The following is a 24,845-nucleotide window of genomic DNA, read 5'->3' as shown; positions in this document are numbered from 1 at the left end:
GGTTGACGACGGTCGCACCCGCCTGCACGTGCCGGACCTCGAATGTGCAGGCAGGACTCTCGGGGTGAAGTCAGGGTTTCGGTTGTGCAGCCAGGGTGGGGATTTCGCGAAAATCCCACCGCCACTGCCCAATCAGAGCCCTGAGTTCACAATCAAAGCCGTCAAGTACCCGCTCGAACTTCCGTCGGGCCGCGACTCATCCAGGTGTGCCCACCAACCGGTCTACCTGCTGTCCCCGGATTCGCTGCGAGATAACCGCGGTGATCCCGTCACCCTGCATCGTCACGCCGTAGAGCGCGTCGGCGACCTCCATGGTGGGCTTCTGATGGGTGATGATGATCAGTTGCGAGCGGTCGCGCAGCATCTCGAACAGCCCGATCAGCCGGCGCAGGTTGACGTCGTCGAGCGCCGCCTCCACCTCGTCCATGATGTAGAACGGCGACGGCCGGGCCCGGAAGATGGCAACCAGCATCGCCACCGCCGTCAGTGCCTTCTCCCCGCCGGACAGCAAAGAAAGCCGGGTCACCTTCTTGCCGGGCGGACGGGCCTCCACCTCGATGCCGGTGGTCAGCATGTCATCCGGCTGGGTCAGCCGCAGCCGACCCTCGCCGCCGGGGAACAACGCGGTGAACACCGTCTGGAACTCCCGTTCCACGTCGAAGAACGCATCGCTGAACACCTGCAGGATGCGGGAGTCGACTTCGGCGACGACGTCGAGCAGGTCCTTGCGCGCGGCCTTGACATCTTCGAGCTGAGTGGACAGAAAGTTGTACCGCTCTTCCAGGGCAGCAAATTCTTCGAGGGCCAACGGATTGACCCGGCCGAGCTCGGTCAGCTCCCGCTCGGCGCGTTTGGCGCGCCGCTCCTGGGTGGTGCGGTCAAACGGCATCGGTGCGGGCGCCACGACCTGCTCGCCGCGCTCACGCGCCTGTTCGAACTCGGCCATCTCCAACTCCGTCGGCGGCAGCGGGACGTCGGGACCGTATTCGGCGACCAGGTCGGCCGGCGCCATCCCGAACTGCTCGAGCACCATCTGCTCGAGTTGCTCGATGCGCAGCGCCGCCTGCGCATTGGCCACCTCGTCGCGGTGCAGCGAATCGGTCAGAGCCGACACCCGCGCGCTCAGCGTGTTCGTCTCCTCGCGGACCGCGGCCCGGGCCGCGGATCGTTGCCGGCGTTCGGCGGCCAGCTCGTCGCGCAGTCGCGCAGCCGCCTCGACCACTGTTTCGAGGCGGCGGGCCAGTACCCGACCCGATTCGGCGACCGCCGCGGCCACGGCACCGGCGCGCATCCGGGCGGCGCGCGCCTGTTCGGCCCGCAGCCGCGCCTCGCGTTCGGCCGCGGCCGCCCGGCGCAGCGAGTCGGCTCGTCCGCGCACCGCGTTGGCCCGCTCCTCGGCGGTGCGTACCGCCAGCCGCGCCTCGACCTCGACGCTGCGCGCGCTCTCGGCGGCGGCGGCGATGGCTTCCCGGGCCTCGGCCGGGCTGGCCTCCGCCTCGGTCACGAGCTCGGTCTGCTGCGCGTTACGCAGCCGCGTCTCCAGCTCGACGACGTCCTCGACGGTCCGCCCGCGCGCGGCTTCGAGTTCTGCGCGTTGCTGCAGCAGCCGGGTCCACTCGTCGTCGGCCGCGCGCGCGTCCTGTCCCAACCGGCCCAGTTGCTCGTACATTGCCGAGATGGCGGTGTCGGACTCGTTGAGTGCCGCCAGTGCCTGCTCGGCGGCTTCCTGACGGGCGGTCTGCTCGGTCAGCGCGCCGGACAACGCCGCGTTCAGCTGCGCCACCTGCTCCTCCGTGGCAACCAGCTCACCGCGCGCCTTGTCGATCTCGGAGGCAACCTCCAACGTGGACAGCTTGCGGTCGGATCCGCCGCTCACCCGTCCCGCGCCTACCACGTCGCCATCCACGGTGACCGCCCGCAACTGCGGACGGCCGGCCACCAGATCCAGCGCCGCACTCAGATCGTCGACGACCGCGACACCGGACAGCATCGCGACCATCGCGCCACGCAGTCGCGGCGGCGCTTCGATCAGGTCCACCGCCCACAGCACACCGGCGGGCAACTGCGCCGACTCGGCCGCGGCGGTGGGCCAGTCGCTCAACACCAGCGCTGCGCGGCCGCCGTCGGCCTGCTTGAGCGCGGTAACCGCGCCGCGCGCAGCGTCGACGCTGTCAGCCGCCAGCGCGTCGGCCGCCGAACCGAGCACCGCGGCCAGTGCCGCCTCGTAACCGGGCCGCACCTTGACCAGTTCCGCGACTGAGCCCAAAAGCCCTGCGCCACTGAGGTTTCGGGTGAGCCAGGCGGCACCGTCCTTGCGCTCCAAGCTCACCGACAGTGCGTCGATGCGGGCCCGCAGCGACGCGACCTGACGTTCGGCGCTGCGTTCGTTGGCCTGCAGCTCGGCGACTCGCGCCTCGGCCAGTCGCAACGCCGACACCGTCCGCTCGTGCTGCTCGTCCAGGCCCAGCTCACCCTGGTCCAGTTGGCCGACGCGGCCCTGCACGCTCTCGAATTCGGCGCGGGTCTGCTGCGCGCGGGCGGCCGCCTGTTCGATCCGCTCCGAGAGCCGGGCGACGCTTTCGTCGATCGACTCGACCCGCGCCCGCATGGTTTCCACCTGCCCGGCCAGCCGCGCCAGACCTTCCCGGCGGTCCGCCTCGGCGCGCACCGCCGCCAGGTGCGCCTTGTCGGCTTCCACGGCGCGGCGCTCCCATTCGGCCAACTCGGCACGGGCGGCGTCCAACCGGGCGCGCGCCTCTTCCAGTTCGGCGAGCAACTGTCGCTCGCGGGAGGCCACCTCGTCGGCCTCGGCTTCCAGGGCGTCTGGGTCGGTGTCGCTGGCCCGCACCGGCTCGACATCGAGGTGCTGTGCGCGTTCGGCGGCGATGCGCACCGTCGCACCCACCCGCTCGGCCAGCGCGGACAGCCGAAACCATGTGTGCTGCACCGCCTCGCTGCGTTGCGACAGCACGGCAAGCTCAGCCTCGTGCGCAGCCAGCTCCTCCGAAGCCACCGACAGCCGGGCGGCGGCTTCGTCGTGCTCGCGGCGCATGGTCGCCTCGGCGTCGAAGATCGCCTGCCGCTCGGTGCGCCGGCTCACCAGGTCGTCGGCGGCCAGCCGCAACCGCGCATCGCGCAGGTCGGCCTGGATGGTCTGGGCGCGACGCGCCACCTCGGCCTGACGGCCCAGCGGCTTGAGTTGGCGGCGCAGCTCGGTGGTCAGGTCGTTGAGCCGGGCCAGGTTCGCGGCCATCGCGTCGAGCTTGCGCAGCGCCTTCTCTTTACGCTTGCGGTGCTTGAGCACGCCGGCGGCTTCCTCGATGAACGCGCGCCGGTCTTCGGGGCGGGACTGCAAAATCTCGTCGAGCTTGCCCTGCCCGACGATCACATGCATCTCGCGGCCGATGCCGGAATCGCTCAGCAACTCCTGCACATCCATCAAACGGCAACTGCTGCCGTTGATTTCGTACTCGCTGGCCCCGTCGCGGAACATCCGGCGGGTGATCGAAACCTCGGAGTACTCGATCGGCAGTGCGTTGTCGGAATTGTCGATGGTGACGGTGACCTCGGCGCGGCCCAGCGGGGCACGCGAGGAGGTGCCGGCGAAGATGACGTCTTCCATCTTGCCGCCGCGCAGCGTCTTGGCGCCCTGCTCCCCCATCACCCAGGCCAGCGCGTCGACCACGTTGGACTTGCCTGAACCGTTGGGCCCGACGACGGCGGTGATGCCGGGCTCGAAACGCAGAGTCGTCGGCGCGGCGAAGGACTTGAAGCCCTTCAGCGTCAGACTCTTGAGGTACACGGTGGGCCAGATTACCGCTGGATCAGACGGCGGTGACCCGGCGCGCCCGTCGTCCGATCACCGTTCGACGAATCCGGTGAATTGTTCCGTCGGCTTCGACCAGTCTTCGACGACTTTGTCCACCCGGCCCGGAGTGTCCCCGCCACGTAACAGCTCGAGCAACCGTTCGCCGGCTTCCCGCGGCCCCTGCGCAACCACCAACACGCGGCCGTCGGCGTGATTCGCCGCGTACCCCGTCAGCCCCTGCTCCAGCGCACGGCAGCGGGTCCACCAGCGAAAACCAACGCCCTGGACATGCCCGTGCACCCAGGCGGTCAATCGCACGTCATCCGACATCTGCGACCCCGAACGTGACCGTGGTGCCCGACTTGAGGGTGCGCCCGACGGTGCACACCATGTCGACGGCCCGCTCGACGACAGTCAGCACGCGCTCCTTGTCCTCGGCGCTGAGACCCGAAAGGTCCAGTTCGAGCGTCTCCTCGAGCAGCGGATAGACCTCGTTGTCCCGGTCGGCGGCGCCCGATACCCGGACCGTCGCTGTGTAGTCGTCGCCCAGCCGGCGCGCCAAAGGCTGATCGCTGGCCATTCCGCTGCACGCGGCCAGCGCGATCTTCAGCAGCTCGCCCGGTGTGAAGACCCCGTCGACGTCTTCGCTGCCGACGAGCACCTGCGCTCCCCGCGAGCTGTGCCCGGTGTACCGGCGCGGGCCGGTGCGTTCGACCCACAGTTCGGTCATGTTTCCCCTTTCCTCGCGGTGTTTCGCGGCCGCGGCTGGCATTTCGGGCAGTAGAACGACGAGCGGTTCATGAACTTCTCCCGGCGCATCACCGCTCCACAGCGCCGGCAGTTCTGCCCTTCGCGACCGTAGGCGTCCAGCGACCGGTCGAAGTAACCCGACTCGCCGTTGACGTTGACGTACAGCGAATCGAACGACGTCCCGCCCTCGGCGAGTGCCTCCCGCATCACTTCGGCGGCGGCATCCAAGACCGCCCGCAGTCGCCGCCGGGGTAGGGTGGCGGCGATCCGCGCGCCGTTCAGCTGCGCGCGCCACAACGCCTCGTCGGCGTAGATGTTGCCGATTCCCGACACGACCTGTTGGTCGAGTAACTGGCGCTTGATCTCGGAGTGCTTGCGCCGCAACACATTCACCACGGCTTCGGCGTCGAACCCGGGATCCAGCGGATCACGCGCGAGGTGCGCGACCGGCGCCGGTACCACGCTGCCGTCCACCGTCACGAGGTCGGCGAGCAGCCACCCGCCGAACGTTCGCTGATCGGCGAAACTCAGTACGGTCCCGTCGTCGAGGAGCGCCGAGATCCGGACGTGGTCGGCGCGCGGAACCTCCCCCAGCAACATCTGACCGCTCATCCCCAGGTGCACGACCAGTGCGGCGTCGGGGTCTGTGCTCTTCTCCAGCAGCAGCCACAGATACTTGCCGCGGCGATCGGTGCCGGTGATCTTCGCATCCAGCAGCCGAGCGGTCAGGTCGCCCGCCCCGGCCTCGTGCCGGCGCACCGCGCGGGGGTGGTGGACCCGGACGGCGGTGATCGTCTTGCCCACCACGTGAGCCTGCAAACCGCGCCGTACCACCTCGACTTCGGGTAGTTCTGGCATCGATAACCGTCAGGGCTTCCCCGCGGGATCGAGCACGTGCGCTGCCTCGAGTGCCTTGTAGGCGGCCGACGCCGCCTTCTGCTCGGCTTCTTTTTTCGAACGCCCCACACCAGACCCGTATTGGGTCTCCATCACGACCACCACCGCCGTGAATTCCTTGTCGTGATCCGGCCCGGTCGAGGTCACCTGGTACGTCGGGGTGCCGAGGGCACACGATGCGGTGAGTTCCTGCAGGCTGGTCTTCCAGTCCAGCCCGGCACCCAGCGTCGGCGCGGTATCCAGCAGCGGGCCGAACAGTCGCAGGATCACCTCGCGGGCCACGCTGATGCCGTGTTGCAGGTAGATCGCACCGAGCAACGATTCCATGCCGTCGGCCAGGATGCTGGACTTGTCCGCGCCGCCGGTGTTGGCCTCACCGCGCCCCAGCATCACATGCACGCCCAGGCCGCCGTCGGGCAGATGGCGCGCGACGTCCGCCAACGCCTGGGTGTTGACGATGCTGGCCCGCAACTTGGCCAGATCGCCTTCGGAACGGTCGGGGTGGCGGTGATAGAGCTCGTCGGTGATGGTCAGTCCCAGCACCGCGTCGCCGAGGAACTCCAACCGCTCGTTGGTGGGCAGGCCGCCGTTCTCGTAGGCGTAGCTGCGGTGCGTCAACGCCAACGACAGCAGGTCTTCGGGCAGGTCGACGCCGAGCGCATCGAGCAGAGTCTGCCGCGACGGGGTCACCGCTCGTCTCCGTCCCGGGGCGGGAACATGCCCGCCAGCTTGGCCCAACGTGGGTCGATCTGGTCGTGCGAGTGGTCGGGTTCGGCGGCCAGCGAGACACCGCACTGCGGGCACAGGCCCGGGCAGTCGGGTGAGCAGACCGGCGCGAACGGCAGTTCCAGGCCGACGGCGTCGACGATGGGTTGCTCGAGGTTGATCGTCTCGGCGACGACGTGGCCGACCTCGTCCTCCTCCGTGGTCGCCTCGGTCGCACTGTCCGGGTAGGCGAACAGCTCGGTCAGCGTCACGCGTACGCGACCCTGGATCGGCGACAGACAACGCGAGCATTCTCCGCTGGTCGGCGCGGATACAGTGCCGGTCACCAGCACGCCTTCGTAGACCGACTCCAGCCGCAGGTCCAGGTCCAGGGGTGCGCCCGGCTGGATGGCGATCAGGTCCAGGCCGATGCGTGACGGGCTGTCCACGGTCTGATGCACCGCGAACATCACCCCGGGCCGGCGGCCCAGGCGGGCGATGTCCATCGTCAACGGCGTGGTGGCGGGTCGCTGCGCCGTCTGGCTGTGCTGCTTTGCCACAAGGAAATCCTACGGCGCGCGGCCGGCAGGTCCACGGCCAGTTCGCCGGGGGAAACGCCTAACGCGTCACGTAGTCGTGCGTACCGGCCGCGGTCCGCAGCTGGTGGCGGCCCCGGCCGACCGACCGCAGGGTGCCGTTCAGGAACTCTTCGAACTCGGCGAGTTTGTTGTCGACGTAGATGTCGCACTCGCCGCGCAACCGGTCGGCCTCGGCGTGCGCGGTGTCGATCAGACGGGTGGATTCGGCGTGCGCGGCCTGCACCACCTCGTTCTGCGACACCAGGCGCTGCTGCTCCTTGATGCCCTCTTGCACGGCCTTTTCGTAGGAGATGTTGCCGTTCTCGATCAGCCGGTCGCATTCGGACTTGGCGCGGCTGATGCTGGCGTCGTACTCGCGCTTGGCCGATGCGGCGATCCGCATGGCTTCCTCGCGGGCCTCACCGACCATCCGCTCGCTGTGCTGACGGGCTTCGCTGACCATCCGGTCAGCCTGAGCCTTGGCATCGGAGAGCAGGCGGTCGGCCTCCGCGCGGGCGTGGTTGATCATCGACTCCGACTCGGTGGTCGCCGATGACACCATCGAGTCGGCGTGGGTCTTCGCGTCGTGCAGCATCGAGTCGCGCGCGTCCAGCACGTCCTGTGCATCGTCCAGTTCGCCGGGGATGGCGTCCTTGATGTCGTCGATCAGTTCCAGCACATCGCCGCGCGGCACGACGCAGCCCGCGGTCATGGGCACGCCACGGGCTTCTTCGACGATCGCGCTCAGTTCGTCCAACGCTTCAAAGACTCGGTACACGGCCATACCCTCCTGGCGTCTCGCCACAATTCCTGATTGTTACCAGTGTGCCTGGTGTTACCTATGTGACGTCGGTGGTGACGTCGGTGTGTCGGGGTGAATTTGTCGTCGTACATCCCTGGTTTGCCACCAGACTATCGCCGCGAGCGGCGCCCGGTCAGCCGTGCAGGAGACGCGGCTCGCGTCGTGGCCGCCCCGATCGTGGTGCGCTTTGCCCGCGCTCGTCCGGGATTTCTTTGGCATCGCTGGTGGGGTTGACAACCTAGATACCCTTGGGGGGTATATCGACGGGAGGCCGGAGATGGATCGAGCGGTAAATGCACTGGGTCACGCGTTGGCGCTGACGGGGTCCATGACATGGGAAATCCTCTGGGCGCTGATTCTGGGTTTCGCCTTGTCGGCCGTGGTGCAGGCCGTGGTGCGCCGGACAACCATCGTCGCGCTGTTGGGGGACGACCGGCCGCGCACGCTGGCCGTCGCGACGGGCTTGGGTGCGGCGTCATCGTCGTGCTCCTATGCCGCGGTGGCGCTGGCCCGGTCACTGTTTCGCAAGGGTGCCAACTTCACCGCAGCTATGGCGTTCGAGATCGGCTCCACCAACCTGGTCGTGGAGCTGGGCATCATTCTGGCCCTGTTGATGGGCTGGCAATTCACCGCCGCGGAATTCGTCGGCGGGCCGCTGATGATCATCGTGCTGGCACTGCTGTTCCGGTTCTTCGTCCGCGAACGACTCATCGATGCCGCGCGTGAGCAGGCCGAGAAAGGCATCGCCGGTTCGATGGAAGGCCATGCCGCGATGGACATGTCGATCCAGGGCGACGGGTCGTTTTGGCGGCGACTGTTCTCCGGACCGGGGCTCACCTCGGTCTCGCACGTCTTCGTGATGGAGTGGCTGGCGATTCTGCGTGACCTGATCCTGGGCCTGTTGATAGCGGGCGCGATTGCCGCATGGGTTCCCGAAACCTTCTGGCAGAACTTCTTTTTCGCTGACAACCCGACATTGTCGGCGGTGTGGGGGCCTGTCGTCGGGCCTGTCGTGGCGATCGTGTCGTTCGTCTGCTCTATAGGAAACGTGCCGTTGGCCGCTGTGCTGTGGAACGGCGGCATCAGCTTCGGCGGGGTCATTGCGTTCATCTTCGCCGACCTGCTGATCCTGCCGATCCTGAACATCTATCGGAAGTACTACGGCACCAAGATGATGCTGACGCTGCTGGCCACGTTCTACGCCGCGATGGTCGTGGCCGGCTATCTGGTCGAATTGATCTTCGGCACCGCAGGTCTCATCCCGGATCAACGCAATGCGATGGTGATGTCGGGCGGGATCTCCTGGAACTACACGACATGGTTGAACATCGTCTTCTTGCTTGTTGCGGCGGTATTGGTCGCTCGGTTCTTTGTCACGGGCGGAATGCCGATGCTGCGCATGATGAATGGTTCACCGGACGCCGAGCACGCGCACGGTGAGCACGCGCATGGTGAGCACGCGCACGGTGGGCACGCGCACGGTGAGCACGGGCATGGCGGGCACGGGCACGGGCACGCGCATGGCGGGCACGGGTGCCACTGACGGGACACCGCGTACCGCACTGGCGAACTTGGCTGCGTTGAGAGTCCGCAGCGGCATCTCGGCGACGGAATCGGCTATGGCTCAGCCCGTTTGGGCTGGAAGGGCGTGTACCACCACCAGTCGGCGCGTTCGCCGAGTGGACCGCGACACGGTGGGACGTCCGGCGGAGGCTGGGTGGGCGGTCGGGCCAGCGATCCCGGGGGCAGGGTCTGGCCGTCGCTGTCGGTGACGGTCAGGTTGTCCGCGGTTCCGGTGATGGTGATCGCCCCGCGGTGGTGCAGCCGATGGTGATACGGGCAGACCAGCACCAGGTTGTGCAGTTCGGTAGGACCGCCGTGTTCCCAGTGCCGGATGTGATGGGCATGCAGACCCCGCGTCGCGCCACAGCCGGGCACGGCACACGTCGGGTGGCGGTGCTCCAACGCGCGGCGCAGCCGCCGACTGATCGTGCGGGTACTGCGGCCAGCACCGAGGGGCTCGCCGTCGCGTTCGAACCACACCTCGCACGTGGCATCACAGGTCAGGTACCGGCGGTCAGCGTCGCTGAGCAGCGGACCCAGATGCAGCGCACCCACCTGCTGTTCCACGTCGAGGTGGGCGATCACCGTGGTGTGCTGGCCATGGGGGCGGCGGGCCGCTTCGGTGTCCCAGCCGGCCTCCACCAACCGCATGAATGCCTCGCCAAGCGCCGGCAACGGAGGCCGCACCTCGGGGTCATCGTCGGCATGATCGCGCGTCCATTCCGCGATCAGCGCTTCCCGATGCGAGGCCAACGCCGCCTCGAACTTGGCAGCATCCAGCCGCGGGAGTCTGATCCGCCAGCACGTGAACTGCTCATCGGAGGTCTTGGTAACCGAAGGCCGCGGTTCCAGGTCGGGTCCGGGATCTGGTTCGGGGTCCGGGCGAGGTTCGAGCTTGACCGCGGTGCGCAACTCGTTGACCGTGGCGACCCGGGCCAGCTGCTCATAATGCTTATCCGAGCCCGCCCCGGCACGCGCGGCGATGACCCCGACCTGATCCAGCGACAACCGGCCCTTGCGCAAGCTGCGGGCACAGCGCGGGAACTCCTTGAGCCGCCCGGCGACCGTAGTCATCGTCTGCGCCGTCGCCGGAGACACTCCCAGCTTCCAGGCCACCAACGCCGAAATCGACCGGCACCCGGTATTGCCCCACAACTGATCACCATCAAGCTCAGCGATGATCTCCACCAGCTGCCCATCAATGGCGTTACGCTGACCGGCCAACTCCGCGAGCTTCTCAAACAACACGTCAATCCGCTTGACCTGGCTCACCGGCTCAGCAGACAAAGCGCTCGAAGACATGTCCTCATCATCGCAGGGGCCACCGACAAGTCCCGGCTGCCGAATCGCCGATGGACCGCGCCGTAGCTCCCTACCCGGCCATTTCCGGCGGTATCGTGGCCTGCGGAATTCCGAGGCGAAAGGGGCCGCGGGTGTCGACGCCGAACGTGCCGGGCAGCTTTCCGCAGCGACCGACCGGTCCCCCACCTCCCGCCGACATCGGCCGTCTGCTCCTGCGGTGCCACGACCGGCCCGGAATCATCGCCGCGGTCAGCACCTTCCTGGCTGGAGCCGGCGCCAACATCATTTCCCTCGATCAGCATTCCACCGCCCCCGAAGACGGAACCTTCCTGCAGCGCGCGATCTTTCACCTACCCGGTCTTACCGCGGCGATCGACGGACTCGAACAGGAATTCGCCAGTACCGTGGCCGAGAAATTCGGCATCGACTACCGCTTCACCGAAGCCGCCAAACCCAAACGCGTCGCCATCATGGCGTCCAGGCAAGACCACTGCCTACTGGATCTGTTGTGGCGCAACCGCCGTGGCGAGCTTCAAATGTCCATCGCGATGGTCATCGCCAACCATCCCGATCTGGCCGAGCGTGTCCGCCCGTTCGGGGTGCCGTTCGTCCACATTCCCGCTACCCGCGACAACCGCGCCGAAGCCGAGCAGCGTCAGCTCCAATTGCTCAGTGGGAACGCGGATCTGGTTGTGCTGGCGCGTTATATGCAGATCCTCACTCCGGAATTCCTCGCCGCGGTCGGGTGTCCGTTGATCAACATTCATCATTCGTTCCTGCCGGCGTTCATCGGCGCGGCGCCTTACAAGCGTGCTCGGGAACGTGGTGTCAAACTGGTCGGGGCGACCGCGCATTACGTCACCGAAGTGCTCGACGAGGGACCGATCATCGAACAAGATGTGGTGCGCGTCAGGCACACTGACACCGTCGACGACCTGGTGCGCGTCGGCGCCGACGTCGAACGGGCCGTGTTGTCCCGCGCGGTCCTGTGGCACTGCCAGGACCGGGTGATCGTGCACGACAACCAGACCATCGTCTTCTGAAACGACGAAACCTACTCGGCCGTGGCAACGTCCATGATCGAGTCGCCGAATCGGGCGCGAAGCGCCCCCCACACATCGGCATACTGTCCCGGCGACTTGCGATACGCGGCATGGCGTTTGACGAACTGGCGCGCCACTGGTGACACGAGCCGCGTCGGGTGCCGCCGCCAGCCGGCCCGCTGCCGGATCTCGGCCAACATCTCGGGCCACGAATACCGTTGGAATTTCAGCACTTCTTGGGCGCGGGTCACGTCCATCCAGTCGTTGAGATACCAACCGTCGTCGTTATCCGGGTCTCCGGGTCGCCCCGCCGGCATCGCGCCCGGCATGCCGGCCGCCGCTGCCATCTTCGGCCCGATCTCGGCCTGCAGCAGCCGGTGCGATTCGTCACCGGCGACCAGCAGCACCTCACGGACCACGTCAGCGTGCGCGGACGCAGCGAATGCCGTTGCGACATCACGGGTGTCGATGCAATGCACGCGTCCGTCGCTGGGCATCGCGCTGCCGAAGAACAGTGCGTCAGGGGTGAATGGCATGGCCTTGAGGTCGACGCTGAGCACGCCACCGAGTCGCAACACCACCCAGTCCAGAGCCGACGACCGCACGATTTGCTCGGCCTCGAGTTTCTGGCTCCCGTACACCTCGCATGGGCGTAGCGGTGTATCCAGCTCAATCACGTCGTGGCGGTAAGGGTTTCGTGCGCCATAGACCGAGCAGCTCGAGGCATGCAGGAAGCGCGGCGGATTGGGTAGCTCTTCGGCGGCACGTACCAGCGCTGCCGTCGCGTCGACATTCACTCGCCGGGCCAGTTTGGGATCGTAGTAGATCAACGGCGGGATCACCCCGGCCAGGTGCACGATGACATCGGGCGCCACCTCTGACACCACTTGCCGTACCTGCTCCGCGTCGCGCAGATCGACCGGCCGGGTCTGGACACCTGCCGGCACCGTGCCCGCCGTACGGTTCACCGTGGCAACCACCCGCCACCCGTCCGCTGCGAACCGCTTGACAGTGTCGACACCGACCAGACCGAAGGTGCCGGTGATCAGCACGGTCTCTGACATGGATGTCCCCGATCCCGTCAACGTCGTTGTCCTGAGAGGACCGTAGCCCACTCAAGAGAGTGAGTGCCATGTTTCGGCCCGAGGGCTTGTCAGACCCGAGTGTCAAGATCAAGGCATGCAGTACTACGACATCATCGGCGACATTCACGGTTGCGCTTCCGCGCTCGAGAAACTGCTCGCCGAGCTGGGTTACGCGCGTGCGGATGTGACCGGCGCATACCGCCATCCCACCCGTCAGACCGTCTTCGTCGGCAATCTGGTCGACCGCGGACCCGACCAACTCCGCGTCCTCGAGGTGGTCAAACGCATGGTCGACGCGGGCAGTGCGCAGATCGTCATGGGCAACCACGAATTCAATGCGATCTCCTACGCGACCAGGAACCCGGAGCACGAGGGACGTCACTTGCGTCGGCGCACCAAGAACAACCAGCACCAGCACAGCGCGTTCCTGAAGCAGCTCACGCTCAGGCAGCGGCGTCGCTACATCGAGTGGTTCAAAACGCTGCCGCTATGGCTCGACCTGGGCGGCATTCGAGTCGTGCATGCGTGCTGGCACGAAGAATCGATGAAATACGTTGAGGCCGAACTGGGTTCGAACCGTTTCAGCTCGCTGGACCAGTTCGCCAGGGCGTCGACGAAGGGCGACCGGTTGTATACCACGGTCGAAGTTCTGCTCAAGGGACCGGAAATCAGCCTGACTGATCATGGCCAGTTGCCCTACCGGGACAAGGACGGCCGGCTACGCGGCAATGCCAGGATCCGATGGTGGGACGACGAGGCGACGACTCTGAGCAAGATCGCGGAGATCGGCGACAACTTCACCACCGAGGACGGTCGGCCCTACCCGCCGTTGCCCGACATCGAGGTGCCGGCCGACGATCGTTCCTTCGTCTACACCGGTTCGGTGCCGGTGTTCTACGGCCACTACTGGCGTGCGGATGACCCACAGCCGCAACGTGATTGGAGCGACCGTTGCGCGTGCGTGGACTTCAGCGCGGTGAAGGGCGGCAAACTAACCGCCTACCGCTGGCGGGGTGAGACCTCGATCGACCCCGATCACTACGTGCAGGTCGCGGCATGACGACCGCTACGCGTTCTTCTCGGCGATCCGTTCGCGCAGCCGACGGTTCACCGGTTCGGGCAGCAGTTCGGTCACATCACCGCCGAGCAGCGCGACCTCTTTGGCCAGCGACGACGACACGAACGAATACCGTGGCGACGTCGCCACGAAAAATGTGTCGACGCCGGCGACGTGTTTGTTCATCTGCGCCATCTGCAGCTCGTATTCGAAGTCGGTCCCGGTGCGCAGGCCTTTGACGATGGCATTCATCCCGCAGGCTCGGACGAAGTCGACCACCAGCCCTTTTCCGGCGGCGGCCCGCAGGTTGGGTAGATGGCTGGTCGACTCCTCGATCATCGCGATCCGCTCGTCGAGGTCGAACATCCCCTTCTTGGCCGGGTTGACCAGGATCGCCACGACGACCTCGTCGAATTGGGCCGCGGCGCGTTCGAAGACGTCGATGTGGCCTAATGTGACCGGGTCGAAGGACCCGGGACATACCGCGCCGCTCATGTCGAAAGACGCTACACGGTGCCTCAGATTCGTTCGGCGAGCTCCAAACGGGTGTCGCCGTAAACCCGTTCGGGCCAGACCGACCAGCCGTCGGGCCAGGACAAGCGCGTGCTGCCGACACCGCGCTCCACCACCGCAACGGTCCCGTCCCGTGTCCAGCCGTGCGCGGTCAGCGCGACCAGGACCGCATCGATCTCGTCGGTGCCCAGGTCGTAGGGCGGGTCGGACAGCACCAGGTCGACTGCAGCCGAAGGGCCGCCGGTCAGCACAGCCGTCACCGCGCCCCGGCGCACCGCGGCTCCGGGCAGTCCCACGGTGTCGATGTTGCGGGCGATCACCGCCGCGGTGCGCTGGTCGGACTCGACGAACAGCGCGGATGCCGCGCCCCGTGACAGCGCTTCCAGGCCGAGTGCCCCCGAACCGGCATAAAGATCCAGTACCGCCAGACCCGAGAAGTCGATGCGGGCCGCCAAGATGTTGAACAGCGACTCGCGCACCCGGTCGGTGGTGGGCCTGGTCCCCCGCGGCGGCACCGCAAGGCGCCGGCCTCCGGCCACGCCGCCGATGATGCGGGTCAGTTCAGCACCACCAGCAGGTCACCGCCCTCCACCTGAGCGGTGTCGGACACCGCCACCCGCTCCACGGTGCCGTCGGCGGGCGCGGTGATGGGTGCCTCCATCTTCATGGCCTCGATGGTGGCGACGGTCTGGCCCGCGGTCACCTGCTCGCCCTCGGAGACGGCCACCGTCACCACGCCGGCGAACGGCGCCGCGATGTGGCCGGTGTTGCCGCGGTCGGCTTTCTCGGCGGCCGGCACCGCGCTGGCGATGCTGCGATCGCGCACCAGCACCGGGCGCAACTGTCCGTTGATGATGAACATGACGGTCCGCATGCCGCGCTCGTCGGGTTCGGAGATGGCCTCCAGCCCGATCAGCAGTTCGACGCCGCGCTCGAGCTTCACCCGATGCTCTTCGCCTTGGCGCAGGCCGTAGAAGAACTGGTTGGCCGACAACTGCGACGTGTCGCCGTAGGCCTCCCGATGGTCCTCGAATTCCCTTGTGGGGCCGGGAAACAACAGCCGATTCAGGGCTGCCTGACGTTTCGGCCCCGCCGCGGACAGCGCGTCCTCGTCGTCGGCGGTCAGTTGCGGCGCCGGTTTGCCCGGTGCGCGGCCGTCCAGCGCCGCCGAGCGAAGCGGCTCGGGCCACCCGCCGGCCGGCTCACCCAGCTCCCCGCGCAGGAAACCCAGCACCGAGTCCGGGATATCCAATCGAGCTGGTTCGGAAGCGAACTCGTCCGCGCTCAGCCCCGAACCGACCAGCGCCAAGGCAAGATCACCGACCACCTTCGACGACGGGGTCACCTTGATCAACCGGCCCAGCACGCGGTCGGCACCGGCGTAGGCGGCTTCGATTTCCTCGAACCGGTCCCCCAAACCCAGCGCGATCGCCTGCTGGCGCAGGTTCGACAACTGGCCACCCGGGATCTCGTGGTCATACACCCGTCCGGTCGGGCCCGGTAGCCCAGACTCGAACGGCGCGTACACCTTTCGCAGCGCCTCCCAGTACGGCTCCAACGCGCACACCGCCGGCAGCGACAGGCCGGTGTCGTACTCGGTGTGCGCGGCGGCGGCCACGATCGAGCTCAGCGCCGGCTGGCTGGTGGTTCCCGCCATCGGCGCGGCCGCCCCGTCTACCGCGTCGGCGCCCGCCTGCCACGCCGCCACATAGCTGCCCAACTGCCCCCCGGGCGTGTCGTGCGTGTGCACGTGAATGGGCAGGTCGAAACGGCTGCGCAACGCACTCACCAGGGTGTGCGCGGCCGGCGCCCGCAGCAGGCCGGCCATGTCCTTGATGCCCAGCACGTGCGCGCCGGCCTCCACGATCGACTCGGCCAGGCGAAGGTAGTAGTCCAGCGTGTAGAGGTCCTCGGCCGGGTTCGACAGGTCACCGGTGTAACACATCGCGACTTCGGCTATCGCAGTACCGGTTTCGCGTACCGCGTCGATGGCCGGGCGCATCGAGTCCAGGTTGTTCAGCGCGTCGAAAATACGGAAGATGTCGATGCCGGTGGCCGTCGCCTCCTCCACGAAAGCCGACGTGACGATTTCCGGATACGGCGTGTAGCCCACGGTGTTTCGGCCCCGCAGCAGCATCTGCAGGCAGATGTTGGGAATCGCATGCCGCAGCGCGGACAACCGCTCCCACGGATCCTCTTTCAGAAACCGCAGCGCCACATCGTAGGTCGCACCACCCCAGCATTCCACCGACAGCAGCTGTGGCATCGTGCGCGCGAGATACGGTGCCACCATCAGTAATCCGCTGGTCCGCACCCGGGTGGCCAGCAGCGACTGGTGCGCATCGCGGAACGTCGTGTCGGTCACGCCGACCGCCGGGGACTCACGCAGCCAGCGCGCGAAGCCGTCCGGGCCCAGCTCCAGCAGCCGCTGCCGGGAACCATGCGCCGGCGCAGCCTCCCGGTCGATCTCGGGCAGTTTGTCCTGCGGGTACACCGTCGAGGGCCGCGCGCCGTGCGGCTGGTTGACGGTGACGTCGGCCAGGTAGGTGAGGATCTTGGTGCCGCGGTCGGCCGATACCCGCGCGGTGAGAAGTTGCGGCCGCTCGTCGATGAACGACGTCGTGACGCGACCGGCCTGAAAGTCCGGGTCGTCCAGAACCGCTTGCAGGAACGGGATATTCGTCGACACGCCGCGGATCCGGAACTCTGCCATCGCCCGGCGGGCCCGGTTCACCGCGGTCTGGAAATCACGGCCCCGACAGGTCAGCTTGACCAGCATCGAGTCGAAGTGGGCGCTGATCTCCGCCCCCAGGTTGGTGCTGCCGTCCAGTCGGATGCCGGCGCCGCCGGGTGTGCGCAACGCACTGATCCGTCCAGTGTCGGGACGGAACCCGTTGGCCGGATCCTCGGTGGTGATCCGGCACTGCAGCGCGGCACCATGGGGGCGCACCGAATCCTGCGTCAGACCCAAGTCCTGCAAAGTCTCGCCGGCCGCGATGCGCAGCTGACTGGACACCAGGTCGACGTCGGTGATCTCCTCGGTTACCGTGTGCTCCACCTGAATTCGCGGGTTCATCTCGATGAAGACGTACTCGCCGCTCTCGTCCAACAGGAATTCGACCGTGCCGGCGCAGCTGTAACCGATGTGGCGGGCGAAAGCGACCGCGTCGCCGCAGATCTTCTCCCGCAACTCGGCCGGCAAGTTCGGCGCCGGTGCGAGTTCGATGACCTTCTGATGGCGGCGCTGCACGCTGCAGTCGCGCTCGTAGAGGTGGATCACGTTGCCCTGGGTGTCGGCCAAGATCTGGACCTCGATGTGCCGGGGTCGCAGCACGGCCTGTTCGAGATACACCGTGGGGTCCCCGAACGCGGACTCGGCTTCCCGGCTCGCCGCCTCGATCGCCTCCGGCAACGCGGCCTTGTCACTGACCCGCCGCATACCGCGGCCACCGCCGCCGGCAACCGCCTTGACGAACAACGGAAACCGCATTTCGTCTGCGGCGGCAACCAATTCGTCGGCCGAGGCCGACGGGGACGATGACTCCAGCACGGGCAAACCCGCTTCCCGGGCCGCGGCGACGGCGCGGGATTTGTGTCCGGTCAGCTTGAGCACCTCGGCGTCGGGACCGACGAACGTGATGCCCGCCTCCGCACATGCCGCAGCCAACTCCGGGTTCTCCGACAGGAATCCGTACCCCGGGTAGACGGCGTCCGCGCCGCAGCGCCGGGCCGTCTCGACGATCTGGTCGACAGACAGGTACGCGCGCACCGGATGCCCGACTTCGCCGATTTGATAGGACTCATCGGCTTTGGTCCGGTGCAACGAATTGCGGTCCTCGTAGGAATAGACCGCGACGGTGCCGACACCCAATTCATATGCGGCGCGGAAAGCCCGGATCGCGATTTCGCCGCGATTGGCCACCAACACTTTGGAGATCACGCTCGACCTTAACTCAGAAGTGTCGACCAATAACTCCAGAAGCGCACCATGATCAGCAGGAATACCGCGGTCAACCAGAACGTCGCCAGCGACCACCGCAAACCGAACACCACTCGCAGCACCGAATTGTCGCCGATCGCCGGACGCGCCAAAATCGAGGCCACCACGACCAGCAGGGCGACGGTGATGACCCAGACCACCATGCAGTACGGACACAACGCCCCGATGCGGTACAGACTCTGAAAGATCAGCCAGTGCACGAACGCGGTACCGGCCAGCAGCCCGACCAGCAGCCCGACCCAATACCACCGCGGCAGAACCACTTTCGCCACCGTCAGCGCCCCAGTGACCAGCACGACCGTGAACCCCACGATGCCCAGCAACGGATTGGGGAACCCGAACAGCGAAGCCTGCGGCGTCACCATCACCGACCCGCACGACACGATCGGGTTGATGTTGCACGACGGCACGTACGAGGAGTTGCGCAGTAACTCGATCTTCTCAACCGTCAGCGTGACCGAGGCGAGCAAGCCCAGCACGCCGCCGATCAGCACCCACCACGCACTCAGCTGGGGTACCCACGGTCCGCGCGTCGCGGGGAGTTCCAGTTCGCCGGATTGCTCGGCGAGTTCGGCTGACACGAGATCAGGCTTTCGCGGTTGCCGCGACCTCGTCGATCCCCGGGACGTTGCCGACGATTTCCTTGATCTTGGCCACCAGCGCGGCAGGAGACGTCCATTCGTATTCGGTGCCGTTGATCTTCACGGTGGGGGTCGCGCGGATGTTGTTGGCCGCCGCGAGTCCGGTCACCTTTTCGATGTACTTGCCGCTGTTGATGCAGTCCGCCACTTTGCCGACGGCCTCTGTTTGACGGGCGATCTCGATCAATCGTGCGTTGTCGGGGAAGCTGGTGCCGGTCTCGGCGGGTTGGATATTGGGGTCGTAGAGCGCACTGTGGAACCGTTGGAAAGAAGCGATGGACTCCTCGGCGACGCAGTTGGCGGCCGCGGCGGCGCGCGAGGAATAGTGCTGGGTCCGCGGACTGTCCAAGATGGTCACCATGTTGTAGTCGGCGGCGATCGCGCCGATTTCAATGAGTTTGTTGATGGTCGATCCGAAATCACGCTCGAACTTGCCGCACGCCGGACACAGGAAATCCTCGTAGAAGCTCATCACGGCCTTGGGTTTGCCTTGGTCGGTGACCAGCTTGCTGGAGGTCACCCGGATCGCGCCCTCGCCGTTGGCAGTGGCGGCTTGCTTCTTGTGGCCGTTGGACACGATGTAGAAGACCAGGCCGACGGCGAAAAGCACGACGATCAAGGTGCCGCCGATCTGGATGAGTCGGCCGAACTTGCCGTCGCCGGACTTCAGGTCGAGTCGCGCGGGGCGCTTGCGTTTGTCGGCCACAGGATCCTCACGTTTGTTGGCTTGGCCCGCGAAGGGGCGCCTCTAGCGTACCGATTGCGATGGTCGCGACCCGCATCACGCGGCCCACCGCCGCGCTCGCGATCGCGACGTTGCGATGGTCGCGACCCGCATCACGCGGCCCTACCGCCGCGCTCGCGATCGCGACGTCCCGATGGTCGCGACCCGCATCACGACCAGGTCAGCACCGGCTCAGGTGAGCCCGCAGCGCCGAGATCAACTCCGCCGTCCCCGCGGCACTGTCCCCGCCGAGCGCGAACAGGTTCGCAAAGCCATGCGCCAGCGAACCCAGATACCGCAGGTCCACGTCGGTTCCTGCGGCCCGCAACGCCGCCGCGTAATCCTCGCCCTCGTCACGCAGCGGGTCGAAGCCGGCGACCGCGATCAGCGCCGGCGCCAGCCCGGCCAACGACGGGGCGAGCGCCGGGGAAACCCGCGGATCCGTCGCATCGATCCCCGACTTGCGCAGGTATTGCGTAGTGAACCAATCGATGTCGCGCTTGGTCAGCACGAAGCCCCGCGCGAACAGGCTCAGCGACCGGGTGTGCGCGGTGAAGTCGGTCCGCGGATAGATCAGCCACTGCAACACCGGGACCGGTCCGCCGCTATCCCGTGCCAGCTGGCTGACCACCGCCGCCAGGTTGCCACCCGCGCTGTCGCCACCGACCGCCACCCGACCCGCTGCCGCGCCGAGTTCTGCGGCGTGCTCCCAGGCCCACTGGAACGCGGCGTAGGCATCGTCGATCGCCGCGGGCGCCGGATGCTCGGGCGCCAGCCGGTAGTCGATCGACAGCACGTGAATGCCCGCGTCGCGGCAGGTCAACCGGCACAACGCGTCGTGGGTGTCCAAGTCGCCGATGGCCCAGCCGCCGCCGTGGTAGAAGACCAGCAGCGGCGCTTCCCCGGCGCCGGACCCCGGGGGACAGTAGTGCCGCGCCGCGATCGGACCTGCCGGACCCGGCAGCGAGATCTCCTCCACGTCCACATGGATCTGCGGGCCGGGCATGACTTGCATGTTTTCCCGCATGGCGGCTCGGGACGTGGCGGCGTCGTCGTCGATCACCAAACCGTCGATGCCCACGGCGCGCAACCCGGTGAGCATCAATTGCAGGGTGGGATCGAGGGTGTTGCCGTCGATCACGACCGACCGTCCCCGCGTGAGGAGCCGCTTGGCGCCGCTGGGAATCCACGGAATGACTTTCACACCCACGTTGGTGACCGTGCCCTGGACACGGGCCGTCCACCCGGTCGACGCGCGCGCTGCCCCGAGATGGAGGTCCGGCGCGCCCGGAAGGCTTCTGGTCATCGGCCGCTCCCTAAAATCTTCGTCACGCTAAACGACGGTCGCTCGATTCCCACCGTCGGCCCCCTCCGACGTCCCCGGGGGCAACCTTACGTCGTGACCGAAATGCCTGAACCTGCGCAGACCGACCGGCCATCTGAAGTTGTGACCGGACGCGGGCCGGGCATTGATTAGCTGGCATATTCAACTCGGTAACATGATGGACCGCGAGTTGGTGTGCGTTTCCGCGACCGGCTTGGACCTGAATCCGAGAACTTTCAATTTCATAGGTAGGTGATGACGTTGGCCGGCGAGTCGGGCGCCACTTCTGTCCCCTCGATTGCCCTCAACGACGAGAACACGATGCCGGTGCTCGGCCTCGGGACCGCAGAGTTATCGGACGACGAGACCGAACGCGCGGTGTCGGCCGCTCTGGAGAGCGGCTGCCGGCTGATTGACACCGCGGCGGCGTACGGCAATGAGGCGGCGGTGGGCCGCGCGATCGCGGCTTCGGGCATTCCCCGCGCCGAACTGTTCGTCACCACCAAACTCGCCACGGCTGACCAGGGTTTCAAGTCGTCGCAGCAAGCCTGCCAGCGCAGCCTGGAAAATCTCGGGCTGGAATACGTCGACCTCTACCTGATCCACTGGCCGGCGGCGGCACTCGGCACCTACGTGGACTCGTTCGGCGGATTGATCCAATCCCGGGGCGAGGGCCACGCGCGCTCGGTCGGGGTGTCCAACTTCACCGCGGAGCACCTGTCGATGGTCATCGACCTGACGTTCGTCACCCCAGCGGTCAACCAGATCGAGCTGCACCCGTTGCTCAATCAGGAGCAGCTGCGCAAGACCAACGCCGAGCACGACATCGTCACCCAGTCCTACACGCCGCTGGCTCTGGGCAAGCTGAACGACAACCCGACGGTGACGTCGATCGCCGGCGAATACGGCAAGACGCCGGCGCAGGTTCTGTTGCGCTGGAACGTCCAGCTGGGCAATTCCGTCGTGTTCCGCTCAGCCAAACCCGAACACATCGCCGGCAACCTGGACGTGTTCGACTTCGAACTGGCCGCCGAGCACGTCGACGCGTTGAACGGGCTCAACGACGGCACCCGGCTGCGGCCGGATCCGGACACCTACACCGGCACCTGACCGTTCACCGGGTAGGGCAGGTGGCCGCGGCCTCCCGCAGTACGCCGGTGGATGCCTGGTCCACCGGCAGCGAATAGCCGCGCAGCACCGCGATGAACTGAATGGCGTACTGGCACGCGAACGCTTTGTTGGGTGGCATCCACTGCGACGGTGGTGAGTCCCCTTTGTCCTGGTTGGCTCTGCCCTGCACCGCCAGCAGGTTGGCCGGGTCGTTGGCGAAGCGCACCCGCTCGGCCTCCGGCCAGTCTGAGGCGCCCATGTCCCAGGCGTAGGCCAACGGGACGATGTGGTCGATCTGCACCGACTCGCCGACCTTGGCGCCTCGCTGGAACGCGATGACGGAGCTGGTGTACGGGTCGTGCAAGGTGCCGGTGGCTACCGCGTCGGGACACCGTTTGATGGAGACATGCGTGACGTCGACCAGGTCGCGGTTGAGGATGTCGTTGCGGGTGTCGCAGCCGTTGTGGCCCAGCGGGGCGTCGTTGTCGTCGTCCCAGGCGTCGCCGAAAGCCGCCCGCCGGTAGTCGAACCGGTGCGCGCGTAGCGGCAGCACGAGGATTCCGGCCAGCACGTCGTCACCGGGTTGCACGGTGGGGACGTCGGCGCGCGCGGCGAATTCGTCGGCGTGCCGGGCCGACGACGATCCCAGCGTCTGGTAGGCGACCACCAGCGCCAGCACGGCGACGGCCGCCAACCAGAGCAGTGTCTTGCGAGTCATGACTTGTCCAGGTACTCGATTCGGTCGGTGTCGGTGAATCGTGCTGCCAGCACGGACAATCCGGGGTTGCCCGGATCGGCGCCATACGCTGACTCACAGAATTCCCGGGCGGCCTCGATGTACTCCAGGTGGTCGGCCAGCGAGAGCAGTCGCAACGTGAAGGCCCGGCCGGACTGATTGCGGCCCAACACATCTCCTTCCTTGCGTTCCTTGAGGTCCAGGTCGGCCAGCGCGAATCCGTCGACGGTCGCGGCGACGGCATTCAGCCGGGTACCGGCCGGTGAAACCGGTGAGGTCCAGCTGGCCAACAAACACAGGCTCGGGTGCCGGCCGCGACCGATCCGGCCCCGCAGTTGGTGCAGTTGGCTGATACCGAACCGATCGGCATCCATCACCAGCATCACGGTGGCGTTGGGAACATCGACACCGACTTCGATGACGGTGGTGCACACCAGCACGTCGATCTGGCCGGCGCGGAAAGCGGCCATCACAGCGTCCTTTTCGTCGGCCGACAGTCGACCGTGCATGAGTCCCAGCCGCACGCCGGCCAATTCCTGCGCGCGCAGCCTGCCGAACAAGCCGACGGCGGTCACCGACGGGCGCTTGCCGTCTTCCGTCGTGTCCGACTCTTCTTCGTCGATCCGCGGCGCCACCACATACGCCTGGCGACCGGCGGCAACCTCTTCCCTGATGCGCTGCCAGGCGCGCTCGAGCCAGCGCGGATTCTCCCCGACGAATATCACATTGGAGGTGATCGGCTGACGCCCGCGCGGCAGTTCGCGCAACGTAGACGTCTCCAGGTCGCCGTAATACGTCAGGGCAACCGTACGGGGTATCGGCGTCGCGGTCATCACCAACAGATGCGGAGTGATACCGGCAGGAGCCTTGGAGCGCAACCGATCTCGTTGCTCGACGCCGAACCGGTGCTGCTCGTCGACCACCACCATGCCCAGCTTGTGGAACTCCACCGCGTCCTGCAGCAGCGCGTGGGTGCCGATGACGATGCCGGCCTGCCCACCGGCGACCTCGGCCCGAACCTGCTTCTTTCGCGCGGCGCTCATCGATCCGGTGAGCAGCGTCACGCGGGTGGCATCGTCGGCACCACCGAGTTGGCCTCCCATCGCCAGCGGACCGAGGACCTCGGTCATGGACCGAAGATGTTGCGCGGCAAGGACTTCGGTAGGTGCCAGCAAGGCGCACTGGTAGCCCGCGTCGACCATCTGCAGCATCGCCAGCACCGAAACGATCGTCTTGCCCGACCCGACTTCGCCCTGCAGCAAGCGGTTGAGCGGTCTGGTGAGTGCCAGTTCGTCGGACAACACCGCAAGCACCTCGCGCTGCCCGGCCGTGAGTTCGAACGGCAAGCGCTGCAACAGTTCTGCCGCCAGACCGTCGGGCCGGCGGGGAGCCGCGGGGCCCGATTGGGACAACGCGCCGTGCCGGCGACCGACCAGTGCCCACTGCAGGCCGACCGCCTCGTCGAAAGTGAGGCGATCACGAGCCCGGTCCCGCTCGGATCTGCTTTCGGGCAGGTGGATGGCGCGCAACGCGTCGTCTTCGCCGATCAGCCCGAGCTTCGCACGCAGCTCCGGGGGCAACGGATCATCCACCGGGTCAAGCTGATCCAGCACCTGCTGCACGCAGCGATAGATTTCCCAGGTCTGGGCCTTGGTGCTGGCGGGATAGATCGGATAGAACGGCCGCTCGAACGCCGACACGGCCAATTCACCGCTGTCCGTCTTCGACGCATCGGCGATGTTGCGCAGCGAATCGGTACCGCGGTTCCTGCCGTCCGAGGAGTCCATCAGAAGAAACGCGGGATGGGTGAGCTGCATAGCCCCTTTGAAGTATCCGACCTCTCCGGACAGCATGACCTTGGTGTTCACGGTCAGGTCCTTCATCAGGAAGTCGGCGTTGAAGAAGGTGGCGGTCACCCTGCCGCGGCCTGTCCCGACCGTGACGCGCAACCATTTCCGCGGCCTCTTGCCGGGCTTCTGCTGCCGCATCTGTCCGGACCTCGTATCGGTGATGACGTCGACGATCGTGATGTGCTCGCCCGGTTCGGGGCGCTGGTCGTCGGCGCTGAGCCGGGATGCGCCTTCGACGTAGCTGCGCGGATAGTGGCGAAGCAGCTCGTCGACAGTCAGGAGCCCCAGGCTCTCCTCCAGCGGGGCGGCGGACTTGCCGCCAAGCACAAAGAGCAGCCGATCGCTCAGCGTCGCCAC

Annotated in this window: 20 protein-coding genes and 1 pseudogene; 4 read left to right on the top strand and 17 right to left on the bottom strand. The window is 66.9% G+C overall.

Annotated features, from left to right (window positions below; translation table 11 throughout):
* Positions 1-196 precede the first annotated feature (196 nt).
* From smc to sepIVA, 7 genes are read right to left on the bottom strand one after another with little or no spacing between them, the layout of a single operon-like run.
* Positions 197-3,802 (bottom strand): chromosome segregation protein SMC, encoded by a 3,606-nt coding sequence (smc, locus tag AC5Y47_RS03805; protein ID WP_499942096.1) that lies wholly within the window; start codon positions 3,800-3,802, stop codon positions 197-199.
* Between the two features lie 57 nt (positions 3,803-3,859).
* A complete protein-coding gene (locus tag AC5Y47_RS03800) occupies positions 3,860-4,138 on the bottom strand; it encodes an acylphosphatase (RefSeq protein ID WP_499942094.1) in 279 nt (92 codons plus the stop codon).
* Positions 4,128-4,538 (bottom strand): OsmC family protein, encoded by a 411-nt coding sequence (locus AC5Y47_RS03795; protein WP_499942092.1) that lies wholly within the window; start codon positions 4,536-4,538, stop codon positions 4,128-4,130. The genes AC5Y47_RS03800 and AC5Y47_RS03795 overlap by 11 nt, the downstream gene beginning before the upstream one ends.
* Positions 4,535-5,416, bottom strand: coding sequence for a DNA-formamidopyrimidine glycosylase (gene mutM, locus AC5Y47_RS03790; protein WP_499942090.1), 882 nt, complete (start codon positions 5,414-5,416; stop codon positions 4,535-4,537). Before mutM ends, AC5Y47_RS03795 begins: the two co-directional genes overlap by 4 nt.
* Positions 5,417-5,425: 9 nt before the next feature.
* On the bottom strand, positions 5,426-6,145 hold the full coding sequence (rnc, locus tag AC5Y47_RS03785) for a ribonuclease III (RefSeq protein ID WP_499942089.1): 720 nt from the start codon (positions 6,143-6,145) through the stop codon (positions 5,426-5,428).
* Positions 6,142-6,720: a YceD family protein gene (locus tag AC5Y47_RS03780; protein ID WP_499942087.1), complete on the bottom strand. Its 579-nt coding sequence runs from the start codon at positions 6,718-6,720 to the stop codon at positions 6,142-6,144. The genes rnc and AC5Y47_RS03780 overlap by 4 nt, the downstream gene beginning before the upstream one ends.
* 58 nt (positions 6,721-6,778) lie before the next feature.
* The gene (gene sepIVA, locus AC5Y47_RS03775; protein WP_499942086.1) at positions 6,779-7,516 is read right to left on the bottom strand and encodes a cell division protein SepIVA; all 738 of its coding nucleotides are present in this window, start codon (positions 7,514-7,516) and stop codon (positions 6,779-6,781) included.
* Positions 7,517-7,817: 301 nt separating this feature from the next.
* Between sepIVA and AC5Y47_RS03770 the strand changes: the two are divergent.
* Positions 7,818-8,999 (top strand): annotated as a pseudogene (locus tag AC5Y47_RS03770) (permease); the annotation flags it as partial.
* Between the two features lie 158 nt (positions 9,000-9,157).
* On the opposite strand, the gene AC5Y47_RS03765 reads toward AC5Y47_RS03770, so the two are convergent.
* Positions 9,158-10,405 carry an HNH endonuclease signature motif containing protein gene (locus AC5Y47_RS03765; protein ID WP_499942084.1) on the bottom strand — a complete coding sequence of 416 codons (1,248 nt, stop codon included), beginning with the start codon at positions 10,403-10,405 and terminating at the stop codon, positions 9,158-9,160.
* Positions 10,406-10,512: 107 nt separating this feature from the next.
* On the opposite strand from AC5Y47_RS03765, the gene purU reads away from it, so the two are divergent.
* Complete coding sequence (purU, locus tag AC5Y47_RS03760; RefSeq protein ID WP_499942365.1) at positions 10,513-11,448, top strand: formyltetrahydrofolate deformylase; 936 nt, start codon at positions 10,513-10,515, stop codon at positions 11,446-11,448.
* Between the two features lie 11 nt (positions 11,449-11,459).
* Here the strand turns inward: purU and AC5Y47_RS03755 are convergent, their stop codons facing one another.
* Entirely contained in the window at positions 11,460-12,512 is a 1,053-nt protein-coding gene (locus AC5Y47_RS03755; RefSeq protein WP_499942083.1) for an NAD-dependent epimerase/dehydratase family protein, read from the bottom strand.
* Between the two features lie 115 nt (positions 12,513-12,627).
* Between AC5Y47_RS03755 and AC5Y47_RS03750 the strand changes: the two genes are divergently transcribed.
* Positions 12,628-13,593 carry a metallophosphoesterase gene (locus AC5Y47_RS03750; protein ID WP_499942081.1) on the top strand — a complete coding sequence of 322 codons (966 nt, stop codon included), beginning with the start codon at positions 12,628-12,630 and terminating at the stop codon, positions 13,591-13,593.
* Positions 13,594-13,599: 6 nt separating this feature from the next.
* Here the strand turns inward: AC5Y47_RS03750 and coaD are convergent, their stop codons facing one another.
* From coaD to AC5Y47_RS03720, 6 genes are all read right to left on the bottom strand, one after another.
* A complete protein-coding gene (coaD, locus tag AC5Y47_RS03745) occupies positions 13,600-14,085 on the bottom strand; it encodes a pantetheine-phosphate adenylyltransferase (protein ID WP_499942079.1) in 486 nt (161 codons plus the stop codon).
* Positions 14,086-14,108: 23 nt separating this feature from the next.
* Positions 14,109-14,663: a 16S rRNA (guanine(966)-N(2))-methyltransferase RsmD gene (gene rsmD, locus AC5Y47_RS03740; protein ID WP_499942363.1), complete on the bottom strand. Its 555-nt coding sequence runs from the start codon at positions 14,661-14,663 to the stop codon at positions 14,109-14,111.
* Positions 14,660-18,043 carry a pyruvate carboxylase gene (locus AC5Y47_RS03735; RefSeq protein ID WP_499942077.1) on the bottom strand — a complete coding sequence of 1,128 codons (3,384 nt, stop codon included), beginning with the start codon at positions 18,041-18,043 and terminating at the stop codon, positions 14,660-14,662. The genes rsmD and AC5Y47_RS03735 overlap by 4 nt, the downstream gene beginning before the upstream one ends.
* An 8-nt stretch (positions 18,044-18,051) precedes the next feature.
* Positions 18,052-18,684, bottom strand: coding sequence for a vitamin K epoxide reductase family protein (locus tag AC5Y47_RS03730; RefSeq protein ID WP_499942075.1), 633 nt, complete (start codon positions 18,682-18,684; stop codon positions 18,052-18,054).
* Positions 18,685-18,688: 4 nt separating this feature from the next.
* A complete protein-coding gene (locus AC5Y47_RS03725; protein ID WP_499942073.1) occupies positions 18,689-19,450 on the bottom strand; it encodes a DsbA family protein in 762 nt (253 codons plus the stop codon).
* Between the two features lie 199 nt (positions 19,451-19,649).
* Positions 19,650-20,774, bottom strand: a complete 1,125-nt coding sequence (locus AC5Y47_RS03720; RefSeq protein ID WP_499942072.1) for an alpha/beta hydrolase — start codon at positions 20,772-20,774, stop codon at positions 19,650-19,652.
* A gap of 279 nt (positions 20,775-21,053) precedes the next feature.
* On the opposite strand from AC5Y47_RS03720, the gene AC5Y47_RS03715 reads away from it, so the two are divergent.
* On the top strand, positions 21,054-21,902 hold the full coding sequence (locus AC5Y47_RS03715) for an aldo/keto reductase (RefSeq protein WP_499942361.1): 849 nt from the start codon (positions 21,054-21,056) through the stop codon (positions 21,900-21,902).
* A 4-nt stretch (positions 21,903-21,906) separates the two neighbouring features.
* Here the strand turns inward: AC5Y47_RS03715 and AC5Y47_RS03710 are convergent, their stop codons facing one another.
* Both AC5Y47_RS03710 and recG read right to left on the bottom strand, forming a co-directional pair.
* Entirely contained in the window at positions 21,907-22,620 is a 714-nt protein-coding gene (locus tag AC5Y47_RS03710) for an HNH endonuclease family protein (protein WP_499942070.1), read from the bottom strand.
* The gene (gene recG / locus AC5Y47_RS03705) at positions 22,617-24,845 is read right to left on the bottom strand and encodes an ATP-dependent DNA helicase RecG (RefSeq protein WP_499942069.1); all 2,229 of its coding nucleotides are present in this window, start codon (positions 24,843-24,845) and stop codon (positions 22,617-22,619) included. Before recG ends, AC5Y47_RS03710 begins: the two co-directional genes overlap by 4 nt.

This window comes from Mycobacterium sp. NGS22 (genome assembly GCF_059813095.1).
The sequence above is the reverse complement of the archived record's forward strand: the minus strand, read 5'-3'. Positions and strand labels throughout refer to the sequence as shown.